This is a genomic window from Ensifer adhaerens, assembly GCF_000697965.2.
GTDB lineage: Bacteria > Pseudomonadota > Alphaproteobacteria > Rhizobiales > Rhizobiaceae > Ensifer > Ensifer adhaerens.
Window position 1 is genome coordinate 24,220 of sequence record NZ_CP015882.1, and the last position, 20,617, is coordinate 44,836.

Sequence of the window (20,617 nt, forward strand, 5' to 3'; positions counted from 1 at the left end):
CACATGCTAGTCAATTTCTACACGCGCATCGTCAAGGCGCACTTCTAGCATTTAGAGTTCGGTGACAAAAAGATCATCAAACGCCTTCAGGGTGCTGAGACCCGTGCGCTGTTCCAGGAAGTTGGCCTTTTCAAGCATTGCCATGAGGTCGATACCGTTTTCGGACGCAATCTCCTCGAGTTCGGATTTCTGCGTAGTGACAGAACCGGCAGAGCCGGCCATGGCGAGCGCGTGAATGAAATCTTCGTCCCTGTCACAAAGCGACCGCAGTCCTCCTTCCATCAACCTACTTACTGCAAACTCGCGCTTTTCAGCAGGGAAGTTAAACGTCGAGGTGACCGAGTACAACTGATCGACACCCGCTGGAATGGTTGTGAGAGCTTGCGCCCGGACGAAATTGATGACGCTCTCACCTATGGCCGAGTTGAGCGTTTTCTCTTGTTCGTCGAGAATTCGTAGCTCTTCAGATCTGCTCCCGAACAGTTCTGTAAAGTGATTCTGCCGCGCTTCGTTGATCGGACCTTCGAAATGGACATGCACGACCTGACCGCCTCGGACGATGGCACTGGCCCGCGAGTTTTCGGTAGGTATCAGGTATATTTCCATGGACCCGGGCCCATCACCGACATCGATGCCGTCCAGGGCCTGCACAGCATAGATTGGATACTCCTGTGGTCGGGGTCCTTCCAGCGGATAGATCAGGACACGGTCGTGAGCGTTTGTCACTACGTGGAGATCAAGAGAGCCGAGGCAGAGCAGTTCCCGCTTCTGCATTCGCAAGAGATCGCGGCGACGCATCAAACTTTCACGTTCACTAGGGCATTTTGGATCGCCCAGTTCTGCAAGCAGTCCGTCCAGACGCCCCATACCTAAAGATCGGCGATCATCATCGACATTAATCCCAGCAGGTGAGGGATATGCCACGCTCCCGAAGTCATGAGTTCGGTATCCCGCGTCGTCGTCATCCTCCAGATACTTCCGAAGGGTAGCGTCCCAGTCCAGGCCGAAGAGCTGACTCATCCTCTCGAGGATGTACTGTGCAATCGCGTTGACCGCGTTATGTTCTTTCTTTGTCGGGTCGAGAATCTTGGCAACCATTCCAAAATCGTCATAAAAGTACGACCTGACGAACTTGCTGAAAAGTTCCGAATCCCACGCTAGGTCAGAGGTCCGCTTGGCCCTTGCCCAAAGGGCTTTGAGAGTCATGTAGCCAGCAAGGTGCCCCCCGGAAGATGATCGGAAACTTGCGTTCAGGACGGCCTCTCGCCGCCTGAAAACCTCTTCGTCGGTGCGTGCCCGGTAGAGCAGCGAGTAAAGAAAGAAGCCAGGGCCATACTTCTCGATGATCTCGGCCGATTTCAGCGCGTGATCGCGACCTCCGAACAGGAAGAAGGTCGATGCCATCGGGGTAGTGAGCACGTTCGACTCACCCGGGATGCTGTCAAGCTCAGCAAAGCACGCCAGACCCTCGGACAGCGGACGCAGTACCTCCATCGTCCCCTCCTGCCGCAGCACGTCCTCGAGAAGCTCCCATTCATCCGCGTCTGGGTTTGTCGTCAGCTGCTCTGAACGACGATATGCGCGCATCCGCAGGAGCGCCAATGTCGCGCCGACCGGCGAAAGGAAGCATGCATGATGAGTGCTCTCGTGCAGGAACGTTGGCAGCAGCCGCTCCGGGAAATCAAGTTTGATGAAGTCGACCAGATGTTGTCGCAGGTCTACCTGCGAGAACACGGCTGTATTCGTGATCGGATCGACGTAGCTTACCATCTCGTGTCCGCCAACGCTTATCGCCGATGTGACTACTGATCGAGACCGTCGAAGATCGCCTTCGCGACATGGGGATCGTCAAGATATCCTATGATCCCGTGCCGGTTTTCCGTCCAGTTGTCCACATTGCCGTTGTTCTCAATTGCGGGATCAACATTGAAGTTTCCTGCGTCGAGTGGATACAGCGACACCACGTCACGCGGGTCGTAGGCGTTGTACCAACCCCTCTTGCCAGCCGCATTGACGAGCGGGGCCAGAGACGACCGGATCGCGCGGATTCCCAAAGGCGATCCGACGGTAACGAACAGGGGAATCTTCGCCGCTCGTGTCCGCAATATGTTGTAGGCCACGACGCTTCCGAGCGAGTGTCCGACGACCACCGTTGTATCGTCGGTCATTTCCTTTGCAACAATTGCATCGATCTGCGTCCGGACGGTCTTTCGTCGCGAATAGAGAAAGACGTCGCGAAGGAACACCTCGATCGTGCCCTCAGATACAGCGACCAGATTGCGGTCGAGAAGCCGAATGATCGCCTGGACCCACGCCCAGTTCTGCAAACCCTTCTCAGTAGGGAGTTCATCTCCAGCTTCTGCTCTGACCTCTGCGTCCGATATGTTGGCGCGCTTGCGCATCTCCTCGGCGACCTCGGCGCGGAAGGCTGCGTAGTCATCGAAGACGGGGCTCCCCTTTGGCACGATGGCGGGGTCCGCGGGTAGCTCGAAGTCTGCTACGAGCTTGTCAAGCCGATCGCCATAGAATGGAAATGCCACTTCGATTTCTGACGGGAGTTTCAGACCCGCACGATGAAGGCCTTTTCCGAGCGCTTCGAGCCAGGCCCCTCTCAATGCTTCGGGGTTCTTTCCACCCTGACTGCGACCATGCACGAACAAGAGTCTCACTGCAGTTCCCCTTTTCTGATTGCTTCGATGATCTCAGCTGCAGATACTTCCTTGAATGTCGTCCACAAGGACGGCTCGAGATCGTCCTGTGCGCGATCGAGAATGCCTGGAAGCGCCACTCCCCTGGATCTAAGCAGGTTCCACCCCTGCGTGAGCATGGGGCAGAAGGGAACAATCGCTTGACCGGGCTCGCCAGCGAGCCTTGGGTGCTTCGACAGAAGGGCGACGTCGTAGATGAGCACCTCGAGGTCGGACTCCATGTAGTCAAGCACGGACGCAATTGAGTCTCGAAGGTCTGCCTGCAGGTAGGCATAGGAGGCGTAAAGACCCAACGATGGGTCAATTCCTTTTTCGACGCGCGCCTTTTCGGCGAAGGCGACCGCTTCCTCCCTGTCCGAAAGCCGAAACACGCCGCTCCTCGCGGCGGCCGTACTGACTGCGCGCAGTTTCTCGATCTCCACCCTGCGATGCGCATACGAATCCCAACGAAAACTGTTCTCCGAAGGAACGTAGCTCACACTGACCACTGCGTTGTCCTTAACCGTCACGTGAGCAATGTAGCCGAACAAAGCGGCAAGAACGGTTGCCCGCCCGTTCCCGAAGCGTATGCAGACGCTGCTCGCGCGTCCCCTCAAGTCGACGCGGATTACGGCAGCTTCGTCTGCGTTACCGTGTGTCAGTATCTCGACGGTCGCGCCTGAGGTTGCAGCGACATCGACCACAGTATCGCCTAGCACCGTAAACCCGGTTTGCGTTTCGAAATGCCGCACATCCGTGATCACGGCAGCGTCATCTACCTTCCGGTCAAATCCAGACTGTTTGGCAAATTGCTGGACCCGGCTCAGGCGCCGTTTGGAGATGTTAATCTCACTACCGAGTTCCTTCGAAACCGCAACGGCGGCTACCTCCTGCAATGTCGCTGACGGCTGTCGAGCCGGACCAAGCTCAGGGAACGCGCCGGCAGGCGGACGTTTTGCTCTGGCAATATACGCGTCGTTGTCCGACAGGACCTCCGCATCAACATCCTGGGCGTAGGTCGGGTTGATCGCAGCCAGGACTTCGGGCACCCGACGCTGGAGCATCACGCCAAGCTTACGATTGGTCACAACGAAGGCGGGCGCGCCATTATCTATAACCTCGTCAACGAAATCTGGGTCAGGCTCACGGAACGCCTGCAGAAGGCAGTGGGTAAACACGCTCGTACGTGTGCCTTCAGGGGCCAGCTTCGTCTCATACGCCGGCTGCCCGATCGCCGCTGCCATGAACTTGTCTACCTTGCTACGCAAGGTAGACAAGTTCTCGTTTGGAAAGACTACGCTGCCGCGCACCCGCGTCGCGCTTTTCGTCTGTGGTATCGTCCGGCATGCGTCCGAAATCAGGACAACGTTCGGAATTCCACAGTCTTTGGCGAATTCAGCGGTTTCCATCCAGCTGATCGCTTCGTTTGCATCCTTCGGCGCGTTGGAGAGCAGCCAGAGTTCTGTTTCATTCTTCCAATAGCCGTGGCCTGAGAAGAATAGAACCAGCTGATGATAGGTCTGCGCAGATACGAAGGTGGAGACCGCTTCCATGACCATGGCAGCTGTAACTACCTTGTCGTTGGCGTCCGTGAGTACGATCGTATCAAACCCTTCATCGCGAAGCCACTTGGCAACGGCTTCCGCTCCGGTTGCACAACCCTCCAGTACCGCAAGCTCACCCGTGCGATCCACGCCGATGATAACGGCCGCTCTTTTGCTCAAGATGTCCCCCTCGACCAAGAGAGCGCAGTGCGACTAGCCTTCGCTCCCTTCCTTCGACTCTACATAAAATTGTAGGACAGAAAAGTGGCTGCGCGGAATTGCAGTCGGTGTTGGCGTCGTCGGTTTATCTAGATTAACGTTTGATACGATCGCTAAGATTGGGTGTTCGTGTCTGCTTCTTGAAGGCGAAATAGAGTGGATCGGGCAGATCGTCACTCGCCCGCCATACCAGTTTCGTGATACCGAAGTTCGTTGCAGTGAACTGCACTTCACGTCGCAAGGGCGCGGTCATCTCGGTAACTAGGTCAAGGAGTGTCCAGCTTTCGCCTTGTTGAAGAATCTCAAGTGCCGCAGGGATGAAGCGATGATAGTCGGGGTAGTCACCTCTGTCGCAATCCATCGCCAGTTCTCGAAGCTTTCGGGCGCGAACCTCGTCCCGTGCAATCGCTGACGCCTGAAATTCGGGCGTAAACATCGCATCAACCAGATTGCGAAACACCATCGTAAGAGACACTGCCGTTGAAAGAAGACGTTCGGCATTTTCTTCGCCGACGCAACGCCGGAAGGTTGCCCTGAGATTATCGAGTCGTTCGCCCGCCGGTGGGTGCGTTCTTGACGAGAACGGTTCGGAGTTTTCAAATTCTTCGTAGCGTTCCCATTCGCGATGGAGCAGGAGTGCGAATTCCCAGCCGGCGTACGCCACGGATAGACGGTCCCCATCATGCGGCTTGTCGAACTTGCCAAACGCGAGGACCAGTGCAAGCCGGTCCGCAATGAACTCCTCACGCCAGGGGGCAGACTGATTTTCCAGCCCCTGCTCAAGCTGGGCCATGACTTCGGGAGCCTCTGTGGAGAGGCGGGTGATCAGTCCATGGGCTAGCTCGTGGCAGATCACAAACACCTCTGCCTCAAACGCAATCCAACCGCCGAAAAGCGCTTGGTCGCCGTTGATATCGAAATCCTGGTGTATGGTGGAGTTGCCAATTACAGAGTACCAGAAGAAGGCCCGGTGCAGCTGCTCGACCGTCTCTACGAACGGTCGTTCCGTGCCGACGTTTGTCGGCAATTTCCCACCGCTTGAGAAAGCGTAGCTTCGCGCTGCGAGAATCCGCGAAACTCTATAGATGAAGGGAGGCAGGCCGGAACTGATGCGGATGGTGAAGGGTCGTTCGGTGCAGCTTACTTCCGCGAACCGCGTACCGTCGGCAGTAATGTCGAGTTTATACCGCTTTTCAATCGGAAACCCCAGGCATTCCCTGGCGCGACGCAGAGCTTCCTTCCAGGCGTTCTTGACCATCTGACGCGCAAGCTTTCGAGGATCCGGAGGCTTAGGCCTGTTTCGTATCTTCTCAAGTCGAGCCGCCAGCAATTCTTCTGGAGTGGCAGGACGGCGCTCTTTGCGTCGGATCCGGCGTTCAGCAGACGCCCGCGTCACTTTGTTTCGGCCCTTGTAGGTTTCGTAACAGGAGACGACGTTGATTGCAGTCGACCCCAGCTCCAGCACTCCTGTCGGCAGACGTGATGGAACTGTAGATCGTCGTTAAAGGACCTACCGATCCGCCGAGCACCTTCGGCAAAACCTGTCAAGGCATTCTCCTCCAGTTCCCCGTTCTGCAAACCACTCTGATTGACACAGATCGCGGTCAGCAATGGAAGTTTGCGTGCGTGGCAGATTTCCAGAAGCCGGTCGAGGTGCCCATGCTTTCCGTTCATCTGATGTCGTGCCTTGCTCCACTCGATTCCGCTTGCTTTTGCCAGATCTCCATATGTGATGCAGGTACTGGCGATGGCCGCCTGCTTGAGAGCTGCAAGTGATTTTTCAAGGTCAAGTCCTGGTCGCCTTCCAGCACGACGGCCTCTTTCTTCAAGCAGCTCAAGATAAAGAGTGGCCTCGGTCAGGCCGCGTTTCTCAAAGTTCACGATCCATTGATCGATTTCGACATCCGTCTTGTTGGAAAAGTCTGTCATCGCCCCTCGCTTATTATCGCGGCTTCACCTGTGATACCTATCAAGACCTTTCGCGAACGTTCGCGATTAATCATTCAACGGCAGCTTTGCCCCTCGTCGATCCTACAGGCCACACAGTCGATTCACTCAGCCAGTGACGATCCCCAAGAGAGCCGCGCCTCATCATGATGCGCGGCCAAACGTTTTCCGCACGCATGCAGATGGACCTTCTTGTTGTGAAGGTCGGCGTATTCGGGGTACGTTGCGATCGACGGCGCTAGCCGGATGGTCATCGTCTCCGGATCAATAGACAATAGTTTGCGATCGAACAGACCGTGTATGTCTGAACGTAGAAGCAACCCGTTTTTTGGGCTGTTGACCTGCGGCCCTCCCTTATGATGCGGAGAGATGTGCGCCGCCTGGAGGATTTCGGCGATAGAGGTTCCCGTCAGGCAACATCTTGCGCCATACATCTCCACTAGACGCCGTCGAAAGTTGATCTGTTCGGGGCGAGCCTGCGCGAGCGCGTATGACAGACCGTCCACTCCATTGTCAGCTCCTTCCGCATCTAAAATGGCTGAAAGGGCCTGCCAGTCGGAGTAGATCACGTCCAAGATCGCATCGCGGTGCTTTTCGAGGCTGATACAGGTGGTCCGTGCATTGAGGGAAGCAACCGCATCTTCGCCGAACGCCGATTTGGCATAAGGTTTGCCATCGTTGAGCCAGGCGACGTTCCGGCGGAACGCCGTGTCATGCTCCACGAGATCAGGATAGTACTCAGGAGCACTAAGTACGCGACCCACGTACACATCGGTACTGTGGGGGACGAGGACCGCGTCTCCTATCTTCATCCGCCGCAAGAAGCGCTGCATTTCTCCGGCGCTTTTGCCGGGGTGAACTCGATCGCCATAGGCAGCTTCGATGAGCTCTCGAAACTCGCCTTCTTCCACTTCGGGGGAGATGAGCGTCGACGCTTCACTCCACCCGATCGCGATCTGGTCGTCTTCGATCACCTCCAAAACCTTGTCGATCCCCTGCGGTCTGATATGCAGCCGATAGAATGCCGTTTCCGGTATGCGGCCGACAAATGTCGAGGCGTCGGGTGAGTGCCCTTCCCTTAACTGTGAGGCCCACTCGACGAAACGTTTCGTCTGACTGATGATCTCTTGAGGTGCTCCATCAAGGCAGGCTACCTTGTAGTAGAGCTTGGCGCCGCTCGACAGCTGAACGTTGACTAAGGTTTCGGGAAGTGGCTCCAGCGATTCGAGGTGTCGTACGCCTCCGGCGACCTGAACAGCGCCGGAGCGAAGGAGCCACAGTTTCCCCTCGGCGTCCCGCCCAACTAGGCCCCGGTTGTTACCGGGCTGTCCGTGTTGCGCTGGATTGATTTCCACGATCCTGTCGCCGCTGCGGCCTTGTTCATCAATCAAGCCGAGAACTGAATAGAACGGCATGTTCGTCCGGTGCCATTGGCCTACCTCCAGCCAGATGCCCACGCTAGACAATTGGCACAGTTCGTTATGGCCGACAGGGGTCACACGGCCCTCGGCAAAAAAGGCGTTCCGCCAGGCGGTCATTGCGGACATGATAGCCGCGCGATCTTCGACGGGCTGCATAATGGCGGCACTAGACATCTTTAAAACTCACAATTGCACGGATGGAGTACCCGGTCGGTCTCAAGAGGAATGCCGGGGACGAGGAAGGCCAAGTCATCGGTAGGCGTTGTCACATCTGCCCTCAAGGCTTTGTACGTTGCGAAGGTCCTGCCAACCGAGCAAAATAGCGATGAGCATGGTCAACTCCCTAGTGTTCATTCCTAGGTTGTAGCTTTGACTTGTAAATATTTCGGGGAAAGACGTCGTGAAATCCGCCTCACGAGGACGCGCTTCCGAACAATTCGAACAAATGGTTACTCGAATTAAAACGTCCTCGCGGTGGCTCCCCTATAAAGGCCTTCAGCAAAAATTCTTTTTTTGGCTGGCGCTGAAGGAGGTCAGGAAGTCAACAAGCGAGCCTCCGTACACGGCTTGAGGCTTGTTGCTAAGATGTTCACGTTCTAGGCCAAAAACATCGCATAATGTATCAATTGGATCGTTGGCTAGTCTGGTGGGCTTCACGGGCCGCCATCTTTGACATCGAAGCTCGGGATACGACTAGACCGTTCGGATCAGGTATGGTGTTGCTAAATAGCCCGGCCGTCTTCTGCGAAGACATGCAACTGTTCGCGGAGGAGAATAAGCCCAATTCGCTCTCCAATCTTGCCCATCTCTGCTGCAGTTCCTCCCGCAATGACCTGGCCGGCGTCGGTGGCAACTGTCACCGTTGCGGTGTCTCCGGCTCGAGCAATCGCAACAACTGTACCGGCCAGTTCGACGCCCGAACTATTTAGGTCGGTTAGCAGAACATGCTCTGGCCGAATGCCGACGGCATGGGGCGCCGGGGTGGCGGCGTCGATCGGAAATCGGGAAGATACCGTTATGTCTTCCACTCCGGCGATCGATAAAGAAAATGTGTTGCCCGTATTGCCAAGCGTCGTTACTGGCAGAAAGTTCATTTGCGGGTAGCCGATCAGGCCGGCAACCGCGCGATTGTCGGGACGTTTATACAGGTCCTCCGGCCTTCCCGTTTGCAGGACACGCCCATTCAGCAGCACACAGATCCGATCCGCCAGGCGCATGGCTTCCGCCTGGTCGTGGGTGCTGATCACCATCGTCGGACCAAGTTCGCGATGGAGTTCGGCTATTTCCAACCACAACGACGAAATATCACCCTTGAGAGGCATGCTGTCGAACAGAAGAAGCCTTGGGTCACTGACGAGTGCGCGGGCAAGAACGACACGCGCGCGCTGCGCGTCCGACAAGCTCGCTGGCGTCTGTCCCATGACGCCTTCCAGGTCGAGCAATACTACGATCTCGTCGGCAAGTGCCCGTGCGCCGTACGTCCGTTTGAATTCGAATGCCGACGCAATGTTCTCACCAACGCTCAGGTGAGATTGAAGCGACGCGCTGTCGAGAACAGAAGCCACGCGACGCCTGCCCGCTGGGATGTGTGTGACATCTGTGCCGTCCAGTATGACCGAGCCGGCATCGACGGGCTCAAGTCCGGCTATCATGCGCAAGACGATCGACGTGCCCGAACCTTTTGGCCCGAGCAATGCGCAAATTTCACCGCTTTCGACCGACAGGTTGAGGTCGTCGACGACAGCGACATTCGAAACCCGTCTCGTGACGCCCTGAAGAACAATGCGCCCGTCGATCGACAAGCGGGACTGCAGCCAGGTGCTCTTGTTCCGCTGCAGCCTCTCTTCGGCCTGAAGCTTGGCGCTGGAAAGGTAGTCCGCAAGATTGGAGCCTTCCGGAACGATCGTCTCGGCCATGGCAGTGCAGGCCATGCAGTTTTCAATGTGCGCGATCCTGTCGGCCGCCAAAACACCGTCCTGAAGAAACAGCTGGATCTCGGTAGATTTCAGACAGTCCGGGTCAGCGGCCGCCGTGTCGGTCGCTTCCTGCAGATACTGCGCGAGAAGCACCTCGACATCGACACCGAGCGCCCGAGCAAATTCCTGCGCCGCTAGAAAAAACTCGGATTGCGGATCATCATTTGAATTGGCCGCCATCTCGCCACGCTTCCTTTTTCATCATTCTCATGATCGCGCGCTGCATTGCGATGCGGGGAAGCAAGGCTCCGGCTTTGCGCCGGTCTTCGGGATGGTCGTAGGCTTCGCAAACGAGCTCGCGCATCATTCGCGTAAAGAATGGCATAGAGATCTCCCGTTGGCGTGCGCGCGTTGAGATCCTGTATTGGTCGAGATGAACCTCCAGCATTTCCTTCAGCTGCATTCCGGCCGTCATCAGTTTCCCGTGTTGGTATTCTATCGGGAGGTGCAAGATCGCGGCATCGTGGTCATTTTTGGCATTGATCCCATACGTCCGCTCATGTTCGCGAGCCGCTCGACAGGCTGTTGTAAATGCAACGTAACGTTCGGGGCTGATGCCAAAAAGATAGGGAATGATCAGCGCATGAACATTCTCAGGATCAACAAAGTAGTCAGAATGCAACCCGCCAGCGAAAGCGATGTTGTGAACGCTCACCCTGTCCTGTTGGTTTCTTATCTCGCATATGGGACAGTCCGAAAGCGGGACGACAACATTGTGAACGACGTCGGCAGGGCCGTCAAAACCGACACGCCCTGCATCGCCGACCAGATCGCAGAAGACCCGGCCGACAACCGGCATTTTTCTGGCTCGGTTCGCGGCCCTAGCCCAAGGGACTGCTTCGTCCTTCCCGCCGTGCATGTTCGTGAGATGAAGATGATGCCCACGAAAGCCTGGCGCTCCCCAATCGAAGTCGCGCCGCACAGCGCTTCCAAGAAACATCATCCGATCGAACTTCTTCGCAGGGAAACGCTGGAGAAGCGACGTCACAAGTACGGTGCCAAAGCTGTGCGCAATAATGTATGAGCTGATCGACTTTCGCCCCTCCTCGACAATCGTAGCATTCACGCGTTCGACAGTCTGCCGCAGACCTCTTCCGAGAGCCAAGCGTATGGGGCCCTGCATTTGCAGGTAGCCGTTATATCCATCGTATTTCAAAGCCACATAGCTTGAAACATGCGGTTCGAACACGGAGGCTAGCTTATCCTGCCAAGGCCCCGCATTGATACCGTGGATCGTGAATAGTGTGACCGATGGCGACATGCGTCCACTCAATCATGTTACTATTTACTTAAATAAGTTTATATCGTGGGTTGCGCGAGTCAAGGTGGTCGAGGGATGTGGCTAAACTGGACGGAATCTCGAGAATTCATGGCTTTGGAACGTGTCCCTTCTCGATCAAATGAAATTGGCTTATTCAAATAGACAGCGGAATGTGCGGTTCGATTCCGTTCAAGGCGAGGGATCACCCGTCGCGGTCGATCGCGCTAGAAATCGACGGTGCGCGCGACGAGGATATTCTTATAGGCAGCCACGCGATCGGCGGCGGGTGGGTAGATCCAGACCGTGTTTATCTCCTTCTTGAACTCTACGGCCTGCAGGACGGCTATCTCCAAATTCGCGTGCGGCAAGGTGTCCCTAGGGCTCTGATAGGTCGCGAACTGGCAAGCGTAAGCGTTGATCAGCTCAACCTAGGTCGGATGTTCGCAGCCTGGCCGATGATACCGGCAGCTATCGGATCGCATCTTGCATTTCGCGCCGTCGCAACGGTTTGGGTAATCGTTCGACGCCGCGATCTCTTCTGGCATCCTTGGCGGCCATAGTGGGGGTCAACAGACCTTGCGGGTCGACGTCTTCCCGGCGCGTGCTCCTGATGTAGTGTGCTAAACGGGAGGTGGTCTCATAGGAGGCATGATTTCGGTAAGGGCAAATTTGAAGTATTGTCTGCTGCGCGGAGTGGTTGGACGGAAACCGATTCTGCCAGCCGCGCGCGCAATCGCTTTTCCATTTGCCCACACTTCCACGAGCCCGTTGTGGTCAGGAAGAAAGCGCACGTGATACACCATCGTGGTCCATGTTCCGAAAACCTCGGGGAGAGGATGAAAGGTCGTAATGGATATATCGTCGATCGTGCAATCCACTGCCTTGCTGAATCCTCTGATCGGGTCGTAGCGTATCGAGTCTGAAGCGTGTCCTATCGATAAGACGGTCGATTTTTCCGGGACGGACGACGGTGGTGCAAGCACGTCGTGTTCACCGCCATGTCCAATCTCATCTGATGACGATGCTTCGGTCGCTACGAGAATACGGCATTGAGCATCAGCTGGATTTCGGCCAGGTCGATCATTGTCCTGCTCAATGGTGATCGTAAACGTGCGATTGGTAAAACGCTGAGCCAGCACAGGACTGGCATCCAGTGGACCGCTTGTTTGTTTCCACTGACCAATCACCGTTCGGTCCGCTCCCGGGACGACACTGTCATCCACATACATGTCGAAGCGGTACCAAATATCTGTTCCCAACGGCAGCCAAACGCTGTCCTCTTCCCAGAGTTCAGCCCGCTCGTTCCGGCCGTCAGGCTCGTAATTGCCGTCGGCATCACGGCAACCGGAATGGGTTGCTGCCGGAGCAAAGGCTTGAATGCCGAGTCTCGGCCTCACCGTCGCAGTCATAGCTGTTCTTGCCTCACCAGGGACTTTCCCGAAAGAGAAACTATTTTCGTCCCGATGGCAGACAAACCAGATTGATGACGGTTCCAGTTGGGAAAAGTCGTCCGAGAGTGTTTTGATGCATGACGAACAAACAGATGAAATGCCGAGCATTGAGAGCGAAAGAATGAAATACTTGACCATATCGTCAGGACCCAAGTCACGTTTTCTGTTGACGCAATAAGCGATCTTTCGAACCGTCCGCCTGATAATTTCTCTTTCTATAATGGAGGTTCATATAAGTATTCAGCAAGGGTTATTTTGGTCAGACCCATATTGTCGTACGCCAACGATATCGATGCTATATAATGGCCGGCTATGATTGAGAGTGTATCGTAGAATATAACTGTAAGCCGTCGCTGCCAAACGGAGAGAACGATCCTTCGTGTGATTTCCAGGGCGGAGGAAACAACGCGGCTATCTCCTTTTCTGGTCTATTTTCCGCAATACATATCCTTATAGAAAAGGTGTTCAGTTTCACTGAACCGTTCACCCGAATTGTCGAAGCAGAAACGCTTGGGCAGGATCCTGAACAGATACCGCCTCCCGCATGCCGCCGGGATATCCACCGAATACAATCGAGCGACGTTGGAGGGCAGGGGATCTGTCCATTTTTTATGCCCGACGAAGGAAACGTCTTTGAGGAGCGTCGCAGATCCAGAGCGGCCGACGCCTCCTGCTTCTGCGACAAAGTCCTTTCCTTTCCCCTCGTCGATCGTTGGGTATTCGTGCTGAGTCGGTGGTCCGCGGACCAAAGGCACGTCGGTCGTCTCGAATGCCACGTTGAAACGTACGTCGTCGCGGGCCGGTACGTAGCCGTAGCCGTTCAGGTACTTCCATGAAAGGCGCAAGATCATTCGCGCACCACTCGCAGCGGCGGGTTGGGAGTGGACATCGGCCGAAAAGTCCACCGGCACGAAGGTATCCCCGCCGCCGCCGGGGGGCGGGCACTGCGTGAACAGCGGCTTGTATCCACATTCTGCTTCTCCGAGGCCCCATGCGCATTGGCTAAGGCGCAACCAGTCTTCTTCATTGAGTGTGCGGACGCCTCTCCACAGATTGCCACCATGTTCGGGTACCATCCAGGGGCTGATCCGGCCCGCTCCAGAGGCGGAGGCCCATTCGGTCCTGTGGTTCTGCACGAGCCCGAGAGCTATCTTCTGCGCGAAGAGGGCCGCGTTCTGCATCACCGTCGCGCTCGTGATGACAGGCGTCTTCCCAGTGGCGTCGGCGGCAAAGCGGCGCCCCGACTCCAGCGTCGTAAGGCTGTGGCAGTCCGAGCACGGATGGCCGTCTATCAAGAAGGACTTGGCGCCAAGCAGCGTGCCGGCATGGGCGGCCGCGTATCCTGAACCAATCACGCGAAACGGCAGCTCCTGCCTCGAAACGCGGCCAGGAAGGAAGTTACCCATGCCGAACACGGCCCGCCGATCGTGCCTGCTCTCGAAATAGCCGACCCTCGCCTGTTGCATGTGCGGATCGATGACGGTGGGTTTCTTGTTGTCATGACAGACTACGCAATCGACCTTCGCACTGCCGTCGTATAGTTCTTCAGCAGCTCGCCGCCCGCCAACGTCGCCGTACGACGTCCCTCCGGGTGGGGGGAAGCGGTCCCTCCAGTTGAACACGGAGCGGTCCTTCCGGCCGTCGAGGAATGCGATTTCACCCGTGACATCGTTGAACCCGATCGCGCTGTAGCGGGAGAACCGTGGATCCGTCTCCGTCCAGTAGGAATCCGCCTCGATTTCCAGGCTCTCGGACGATTTCCGGCAGAGGAACAGCCACTGCACATGGTTGCGCGTGATCCGCCCGACCCGCGAGTTCATTGCACAGAAAGTCACGTCCCCGGCGAGCGAAGGCTTGTCACAGCGGTCGACGACAGTCGTCCACTTCACTAGTCGTCCTTCGACGTCACGGTGCACAAATTCGAGCGGAGCGCCTGCCTTGGAGAGGTTCGGTTCCAGCCTTACAGCGTTTCCGTCAACCTCGACACCGACCGATCTGGAGTTCGGCCCCGTGCAGACGCCGTCCGGTATGGGGCCGAACACCGATCTGGCCTCGTCGCCGAATTTGGTCACCGGATCGGTGCTCGCCGTCGCCGGGGCCCACAACACGTCGCCGTTCCACCGAAGAAGAAGGTCGTACGACGACACGGTCTGCGCAACGACTGTTGCGGCTTTTGCGTCAGGAGCTGAGAAGGGGCCTGCTTCCTGGATCGGCCTAGCGCGCAGTTCTCGAAGAGCGTCGATCTCCCAGGCAACCAGCAGAAAGACAGCCACCGCAATCGCCGCGGCAAGATGGACGAGGCGCCTCACGTTTCCTTCCCTCATTTGCGGCCTTCACAGATGATCAACGTGCGCTGGCCTGAATCCCGGACTGGGAGGGGGCGACCTTGAGGATAACGAACTTCATCAAATCGCCGTCCTTCTTGATCGTCGCGTATAGCCTGGCCGTGTAGTCAAGTTGCGCCGCGCTGACCCCGATCGTCTCAATGGTCACCTGGATCGTCAAGGCAACCTCGAAGGTACCGTCGTCTCTCTTCCCAATCAGGATGCTGCTAAGCACTCGGGTGGCGCTGGAGTTCGTGGCGGCAAGGTTCGCGAACATTGTTTGGAATTGCTTGGCCAGCGACCCTGCCGAAACGGCAAGCACGGCATTCACATTGCCCGGGTCGCAGTGGAAGTACTGTCCCGTGTCGACAAACAAAGCGGCCAGCCCGTTGAAATCGCGGTTGTCCATCGTCCACGCATACTGGGAGAGCAGGTCTATCACGTCGCGCCGCTCCTCCGGCGTGGGCGCGACCAATGACCCGCCGCGGTAATCCCTCCAAGGCATCTGACTTGCCCCGGGGCATTCGTTGGCCGCGAATGCAGGCGAGGCCGCAAGTAACGAGAGAAGGGCTACAGCCCCGTAAAACTTACATTCTTTCACGTTGACCCCTCCTGTGCTGCCGTCGAGGGGTCCGGGCCGTTCACTACGCCATTCCATACCATGCACTACGAACGGACCGCACCAATCGCTCTCGCAGCACTGCAAGTATACGCGGCCACACCATGTGGACGCGCCTAGAATAAACTCAAATTGTTGAATGGCATTGGTTAGGAGAGTAGCTTGAACTTAAGAAATGCGCAAGTTGAGTTACTCCTCTATTTCAACTGGGTGGGCCCGCGATGAACGACGTCACCACATGGCTGGCCGAGATCGGGTTGCCGCATTTGGCGGACAAATTCGTCGACGCACAAATCGACTTTGACACGCTTGCGCTGCTTTCTGATCAGGATTTGCGCGAACTCGGCGTCCCCTTGGGGCCCCGCCGCAAGCTGCTTGCAGCGATCGCTGCGCTCGGCAATTCTGCGCGGCAGTCCGGGGGGTATCGGACTCCAGTCGAACGGCGGCAGCTGACGATCCTGGTGGGCGATATGGTCGGCTCGACCGAGTATGCCTCCAGGCTCGACCCTGAGGACTTCAGCCAGCTCACACAGACATTCCTTTCGCGTTGCAGCGGGCTTGCAAGGTCGCACGGGGGGTTCGTTGCCAACTATGTCGGTGACGCGCTGCAGGTCCTGTTCGGCTTCCCTGCGGCGGAGGAGAACGATGCCGAGCGCGCGATACAGTTGGCGCTCGACATCGTGACAACCGTGCCACAGATGGAGACGCCGGACGGTTCGCGACTGAGCGTGAGGATAGGGGTTGCAAGCGGTCTGGTCGTCGTCGGCGATATTGAGGGTGCGCCTGCCGGGATTTCAACGGTGGCGTTCGGGCATGTCCCGAATCTCGCGCACCGCCTTCAGGCGATTGCCGAACCGAACGGCATCTATGTCGATGAGAACACCTACCAAACAACGGCTGGCGCCGTGGAGTACGCCGATGTCGGCGGGAAAACCCTGAAGGGCTTTAGTGGTCCCATTCACATCCGGCGCGCCCTCAAGCCGATTGCGAGGCAATACCGCTTTGCGGGGGGACTCCGAGCGACGCCGCTGGTGGGGAGAAAGAGTGAGTTGCAGGCAGTCGGGACCCTTTGGGACGCCGTGCGAGCTGACGGCAACGGGCGGATCGCATTTATAAGCGGAGAGCCGGGGATCGGTAAATCGCGCCTGCTCTATGAGGTTGGCAGAAGCTTTCCCGGATCGAAGGCGCTCGTTGCGCAGTGCGGCCCTGCCTTCACCAACAGCGCGCTTTTTCCGTTCTTGAGACTGCTGAAGCAGGAGGTTGGCATTACAGAGGACACGCCGATGCCATCTGAGAGGCTGCGGTCCGCTCTGTCGGCTAGTACCGTCCCCTTGTCGATCTCGTACCCGATCTTCACACGGCTTCTGGCGGTTGAACCGGATTACGAGCCGTCTAGGCTTGCCGCGTCCGAACAGGAGACCGCGATCAGCCAAGTGTTTTTGGACTGGCTTCGGCAATTGGCGAGCGCCGGGCCCTTGATGCTCTTTGTGGAAGATGAACAATGGATCGATCCTTCCTCCGGCAAGTTCCTCCAGACGCTCGCCTACGGCGTTGAGCAGTTTCCGGTGTTCCTGCTGGTGACCTCGCGAGAAAGCCGGACGAGGGCCGAGTTCGACAAAGTAGTCACTGTGCACCTTGCTCTAGAGCGGTTCTCCCGGGAGGAGGCTGGCGAGTTCGTCCAGCATGTCGTGGAAGGGGACCATCTGTCTTCCGGCGTCATCTCGACGCTTCTCAGCAAAGCCGAAGGGGTTCCCCTCTATCTGGAGGAACTCGCCCGGTCGGCCCTTATGCTTGCTGCCCATTCGTCCGAACCGTCCGAGACGAAGTCGGAGAGCGACGTAGCCGTCCCCATCTCGCTCCAGTCCGCGCTCATGTCTCGTCTGGATAAGCTCGGCGCGGTCAAGGCAGTCGCGCAGACTGCGGCTGTGATCGGCCGGGAATTCGACCTGAAGACGCTCGCTCATGTTGTCGGTCTCTCGAGCGAGGTGTTGCGGCCGCAGATTGAACGCCTTGTCGCGGTAGGGCTCGTCGCACCGCAGCCCTTCGGCAACTGGCCCCGTTACTCCTTCTCTCACAGCTTGTTACAGGAGGCCGCCCAGGGGGCCTTGCTCCGGGATCGGCGGCGGGAGCTTCATGCCCTTGTCGCCGAGGCGATCGAGGTAGTCCAACCGAGGACGGTCGTGGAACATCCCGAGATCCTCGCCCAGCATTACCATGCGGCAACGCAGTTTGAGCGCGCTGCCGAATACTGGCTTAGGGCGGGTAGGAAGCTTGGGGCGACGTGGGCGAAGGTCGAGGCTGCGAACATGTTCTCGAAGGGGATCGAATGTGTCGGAAAAATGCCGCCGTCGAGGGTACGCGACTGCAAGGAACTGACCCTCGAACTCGAAAGGGGCGACGTCCTTTACGCTGCATACGGATACATGACCGGGGACGGCAGCGACGCGTACCGGAACGTTATGCGACTGAGCGAGGCTACAGGGGATTCGGAGGCGGCTATCCGGGCACTGGATGGCCTGTTTGGAACTTCGTTCAACTCCGCCCGGTTCTCTGACGCGGAATGGGCGAGCAACCAGCTCAAGGAGATTGGCCGTAGGGATACCAATATCAAGGCCCTTGTACTCGGGCTGCAGTTCGGGGGAATGTGCGCTTTCGCACGCGGCAGGTTTCCACAGGCGCGAGAGGTGTTGCTGGAGGCTCTCGAGTACCGCGAACATGCCCATGAGGTCGGAAGTGACTTTCCAAGCATGTCGATGCTCTATCTCTCGTGGACGCTGCAAATACTTGGGGAGGCCGACGCGGCCATGGAATTGTTCCAAGCGGCTGAAATGGAGACCCGCGGACAAGCTGACTACCGGCTCGCTGCGTATCTGGGAAACGGTTGCATACTGATGTCTCTTCGCCAGGACGTTGCGACGCTCGCGCGGCTGGTGGACGAACTCGTGCCACTCGCGACACGCAACGGGTTCCAGCTTTGGCTCAACTTCGCTTCGTTTTTTTCCGGGTGGGTCAAGGCCGCAAGCAGCCAGGACGCTTCCGGCCTCGCACAGATGAAGCACATTTGCGACAACATGGGTGATCAGGAGGTCGATAAGACATGCTATCTGGGCGTACTTACAGATAGCTATCTTCGAATGGGACGGATTGGCGAGGCAGCGGCTGCGCTTGACCAGGGATTGGATCTCGCAGGACGTACCGGCGAGCACTACTACATGCCTGAGCTGCTTCGTTTAAGAGGAGAATTGCTGAGGCAAACGGGTCGGACCGCGGACGCCAAGAGATTGTTTGAGGAGGCGATTTCTTTCGCAAGCGATCAGGGGGCCAAGGCATGGGAGGCGAGAGCCAAGCAGTCACTTGATTTGCTTTCGTCTGACCCGCCAAGATAGAAGACGCAGAATTGGGGTACGGTGTGCCCGTACCGCCGCTGACTGACCACTTGCCAATTGGCAGCGCCTCGTGGGTCCTGGCGACGATGATGTGGCGGCGCGCTGCGCAATCTTTCCGTCGGGTGTGAGCGGTGCCATTTCCCCAATCGACGCGCCCTTGGGCGAATGCGTTGGATGGCTCGTCATGGGCACGACGACCGTTTGGTCTCGCGGGTTTCCTACTGCACCACCCGATTGTTTCTTTCTAGTGGCAGGTGCCGCGCGCGCAGAGGCCGCAGTTGAAAAGTCGGCGCTCAAGGCGCGCGCCCCCGTCGATCTTGACGAGTGCGTGGGTTTTTGTCTTGTGGTTGCGCACCAGACGGCGCTCCGGGTCGACGACCGTGCCGTAGTCGATCTGGCCACTCATGAAGAGGTCGTCGACGAAGGCCTTCGCCGCCGCAGTTCCGCTCTGGGGTGCGATTGGCTCGGCATTGAAGCCGGCGGACGTCACGTCAAATTCGCGCGGCTCGGCCGCGGCCTCCACGAAGAGCACGCCGTCGATGCCATACTGGGATGCCGGTAGCCCGACCATCGGTAGGGGCACTCGCTCGGCCATAGCCGATTTCGCAGGGGCGGTGAGCGATTTGACCTTAGCCATCATTGGCAGCGAGGACGCGGATTGCAGGGAAAGGATGCTTCTTCCCACGAACACGCCCCTGGCGATCGACGAATAGGTCGGGTCTGCCTGAGCCGCGATCACCATATTTGCAGCGACTTGGGCGTAGCAGTTGGTGACAACTGGTGACGACCACTTCAAACCTTGAACGAGAAATCCGGCGAGGTCGTCGGCAACGGCAAGAAACTCTGTCTCGGTTGGTGCCCCCGGATTGGCCGCCTTCGCAGCGAGCGAAACCCCGAGAATCTCGAAGAAGGCGCCCGTGAATATACGCGAGAAGGAGTGCGGCTTCGACGAAAGCTGCGACAGGGGCGCTGCACTCGGGAGCGTCATAGGGTCCTGATAATTGAACGAGTTGACCGCACTGCGCAGGCAGTCCGCCTCAGCCAGGCCTGGATCCTGCGCGCGGAGAGCGCTTCCGAGCTGCTCCGCGAGCCTTGAGAGACGCGACGTCGTGTACAGGTTTCCGTCACTGACGGCGAGGACAGCGGTCCGCAGCGATGGAATCTGGATGGCCGACATCAAGGCGCTGATGTCGCCGAAGGACTCATGAAAGGCCGCGATCTCCGTGCTGGCGACGCCCCATAGCTCGGGCATGAAAGCGTCAAGCACAGCGTGGCCTACCTCGTGACAGCTTACGTCGGGGCTTTCGCAGGTGAAGACCGTTCCAGTCACACCCGGACCGTGGAAGAAGTTCAACCCAGTACGATTGTAGTTGGCGTCTAGCTCGAATCCATTGTCGAGCACGACGTTGAGGCTCGGTCCCCCTTGCCATTGCGTCAGCGGTACCCGTTGCGCCCAATAATCGGCGCCTCGCCTCAACGCGGCCGCGGTCGCCCAGTAACGGAACTCGTACGTTCCGTGTGCGTATACGGCAGGCGGCGGCCCCCCCGTTGGGAACGAGAACGCAAGGGGAAGCTTGGAAAGATCCGGTGTTGGTACCGTCAGACCTACAGCCGTTTCAGGATCGTCCTCCCACGAGCCCACCGTTCCGGTGGGCGCGGGGGAAGATACATTCGTGTTTGTGGCCTTGGTTTTCGCGGTGGCGGTTGCCGGCGTCGTCGGAGCTCTTTTGGATTTCCTGAGCGCTTGAGACATGCGGATGCCCTTTCCCAAACGTTGCACGT

The 20,617-nt window shown here is 57.7% G+C and carries 14 protein-coding genes; 1 reads left to right on the forward strand and 13 read right to left on the reverse strand.

The window, feature by feature from the left end; translation table 11 throughout:
• Nucleotides 1-51: 51 nt before the first annotated feature.
• The 12 genes from FA04_RS27635 to FA04_RS27680 form a co-directional block, all read right to left on the reverse strand.
• Complete coding sequence (locus tag FA04_RS27635) at nt 52-1,770, reverse strand: hypothetical protein (protein WP_034796809.1); 1,719 nt, start codon at nt 1,768-1,770, stop codon at nt 52-54.
• 32 nt (nt 1,771-1,802) lie between these two features.
• Nucleotides 1,803-2,669, reverse strand: coding sequence for a hypothetical protein (locus FA04_RS27640; protein WP_034796808.1), 867 nt, complete (start codon nt 2,667-2,669; stop codon nt 1,803-1,805).
• Nucleotides 2,666-4,411 carry a caspase family protein gene (locus FA04_RS27645; RefSeq protein ID WP_167550725.1) on the reverse strand — a complete coding sequence of 582 codons (1,746 nt, stop codon included), beginning with the start codon at nt 4,409-4,411 and terminating at the stop codon, nt 2,666-2,668. Before FA04_RS27645 ends, FA04_RS27640 begins: the two co-directional genes overlap by 4 nt.
• A gap of 133 nt (nt 4,412-4,544) precedes the next feature.
• Nucleotides 4,545-5,708, reverse strand: coding sequence for a M48 family metalloprotease (locus FA04_RS27650; protein WP_034796805.1), 1,164 nt, complete (start codon nt 5,706-5,708; stop codon nt 4,545-4,547).
• A gap of 134 nt (nt 5,709-5,842) precedes the next feature.
• The gene (locus tag FA04_RS27655; protein WP_051659355.1) at nt 5,843-6,379 is read right to left on the reverse strand and encodes a hypothetical protein; all 537 of its coding nucleotides are present in this window, start codon (nt 6,377-6,379) and stop codon (nt 5,843-5,845) included.
• A gap of 122 nt (nt 6,380-6,501) precedes the next feature.
• Nucleotides 6,502-7,992: an HNH endonuclease gene (locus tag FA04_RS27660; protein WP_034796804.1), complete on the reverse strand. Its 1,491-nt coding sequence runs from the start codon at nt 7,990-7,992 to the stop codon at nt 6,502-6,504.
• Nucleotides 7,993-8,540: 548 nt separating this feature from the next.
• Nucleotides 8,541-9,974: an ABC transporter ATP-binding protein gene (locus FA04_RS27665; protein ID WP_051659354.1), complete on the reverse strand. Its 1,434-nt coding sequence runs from the start codon at nt 9,972-9,974 to the stop codon at nt 8,541-8,543.
• Nucleotides 9,955-11,055, reverse strand: a complete 1,101-nt coding sequence (locus tag FA04_RS27670) for an alpha/beta fold hydrolase (protein ID WP_034796802.1) — start codon at nt 11,053-11,055, stop codon at nt 9,955-9,957. Before FA04_RS27670 ends, FA04_RS27665 begins: the two co-directional genes overlap by 20 nt.
• A gap of 224 nt (nt 11,056-11,279) precedes the next feature.
• Nucleotides 11,280-11,408: a hypothetical protein gene (locus FA04_RS36435; RefSeq protein WP_257785213.1), complete on the reverse strand. Its 129-nt coding sequence runs from the start codon at nt 11,406-11,408 to the stop codon at nt 11,280-11,282.
• Between the two features lie 267 nt (nt 11,409-11,675).
• Nucleotides 11,676-12,659, reverse strand: a complete 984-nt coding sequence (locus FA04_RS34520; RefSeq protein ID WP_156553100.1) for a heparin lyase I family protein — start codon at nt 12,657-12,659, stop codon at nt 11,676-11,678.
• Between the two features lie 275 nt (nt 12,660-12,934).
• Nucleotides 12,935-14,815, reverse strand: a complete 1,881-nt coding sequence (locus FA04_RS27675) for a hypothetical protein (RefSeq protein ID WP_034796852.1) — start codon at nt 14,813-14,815, stop codon at nt 12,935-12,937.
• Between the two features lie 34 nt (nt 14,816-14,849).
• Complete coding sequence (locus FA04_RS27680; RefSeq protein WP_234798847.1) at nt 14,850-15,272, reverse strand: hypothetical protein; 423 nt, start codon at nt 15,270-15,272, stop codon at nt 14,850-14,852.
• 398 nt (nt 15,273-15,670) lie between these two features.
• Between FA04_RS27680 and FA04_RS27685 the strand changes: the two genes are divergently transcribed.
• Complete coding sequence (locus tag FA04_RS27685; RefSeq protein WP_034796799.1) at nt 15,671-18,835, forward strand: AAA family ATPase; 3,165 nt, start codon at nt 15,671-15,673, stop codon at nt 18,833-18,835.
• Between the two features lie 244 nt (nt 18,836-19,079).
• Here FA04_RS27685 and FA04_RS27690 read toward each other — a convergent pair whose 3' ends face one another.
• The gene (locus tag FA04_RS27690; RefSeq protein ID WP_034796797.1) at nt 19,080-20,588 is read right to left on the reverse strand and encodes a gluzincin family metallopeptidase; all 1,509 of its coding nucleotides are present in this window, start codon (nt 20,586-20,588) and stop codon (nt 19,080-19,082) included.
• Nucleotides 20,589-20,617 lie beyond the last annotated feature (29 nt).

What these genes read in the sequence shown, in the direction of transcription:
- FA04_RS27635 (WP_034796809.1), bottom strand. Translation starts at nt 1,770, where the DNA reads ATGGTAAGCTACGTCGATCCGATCACGAATACAGCCGTGTTCTCGCAG.
- FA04_RS27650 (WP_034796805.1), bottom strand. Translation starts at nt 5,708, where the DNA reads ATGGTCAAGAACGCCTGGAAGGAAGCTCTGCGTCGCGCCAGGGAATGC.
- FA04_RS27655 (WP_051659355.1), bottom strand. Translation starts at nt 6,379, where the DNA reads ATGACAGACTTTTCCAACAAGACGGATGTCGAAATCGATCAATGGATC.
- FA04_RS27660 (WP_034796804.1), bottom strand. Translation starts at nt 7,992, where the DNA reads ATGTCTAGTGCCGCCATTATGCAGCCCGTCGAAGATCGCGCGGCTATC.
- FA04_RS27665 (WP_051659354.1), bottom strand. Translation starts at nt 9,974, where the DNA reads ATGGCGGCCAATTCAAATGATGATCCGCAATCCGAGTTTTTTCTAGCG.
- FA04_RS27670 (WP_034796802.1), bottom strand. Translation starts at nt 11,055, where the DNA reads ATGTCGCCATCGGTCACACTATTCACGATCCACGGTATCAATGCGGGG.
- FA04_RS27685 (WP_034796799.1), top strand. Translation starts at nt 15,671, where the DNA reads ATGAACGACGTCACCACATGGCTGGCCGAGATCGGGTTGCCGCATTTG.
- FA04_RS27690 (WP_034796797.1), bottom strand. Translation starts at nt 20,588, where the DNA reads ATGTCTCAAGCGCTCAGGAAATCCAAAAGAGCTCCGACGACGCCGGCA.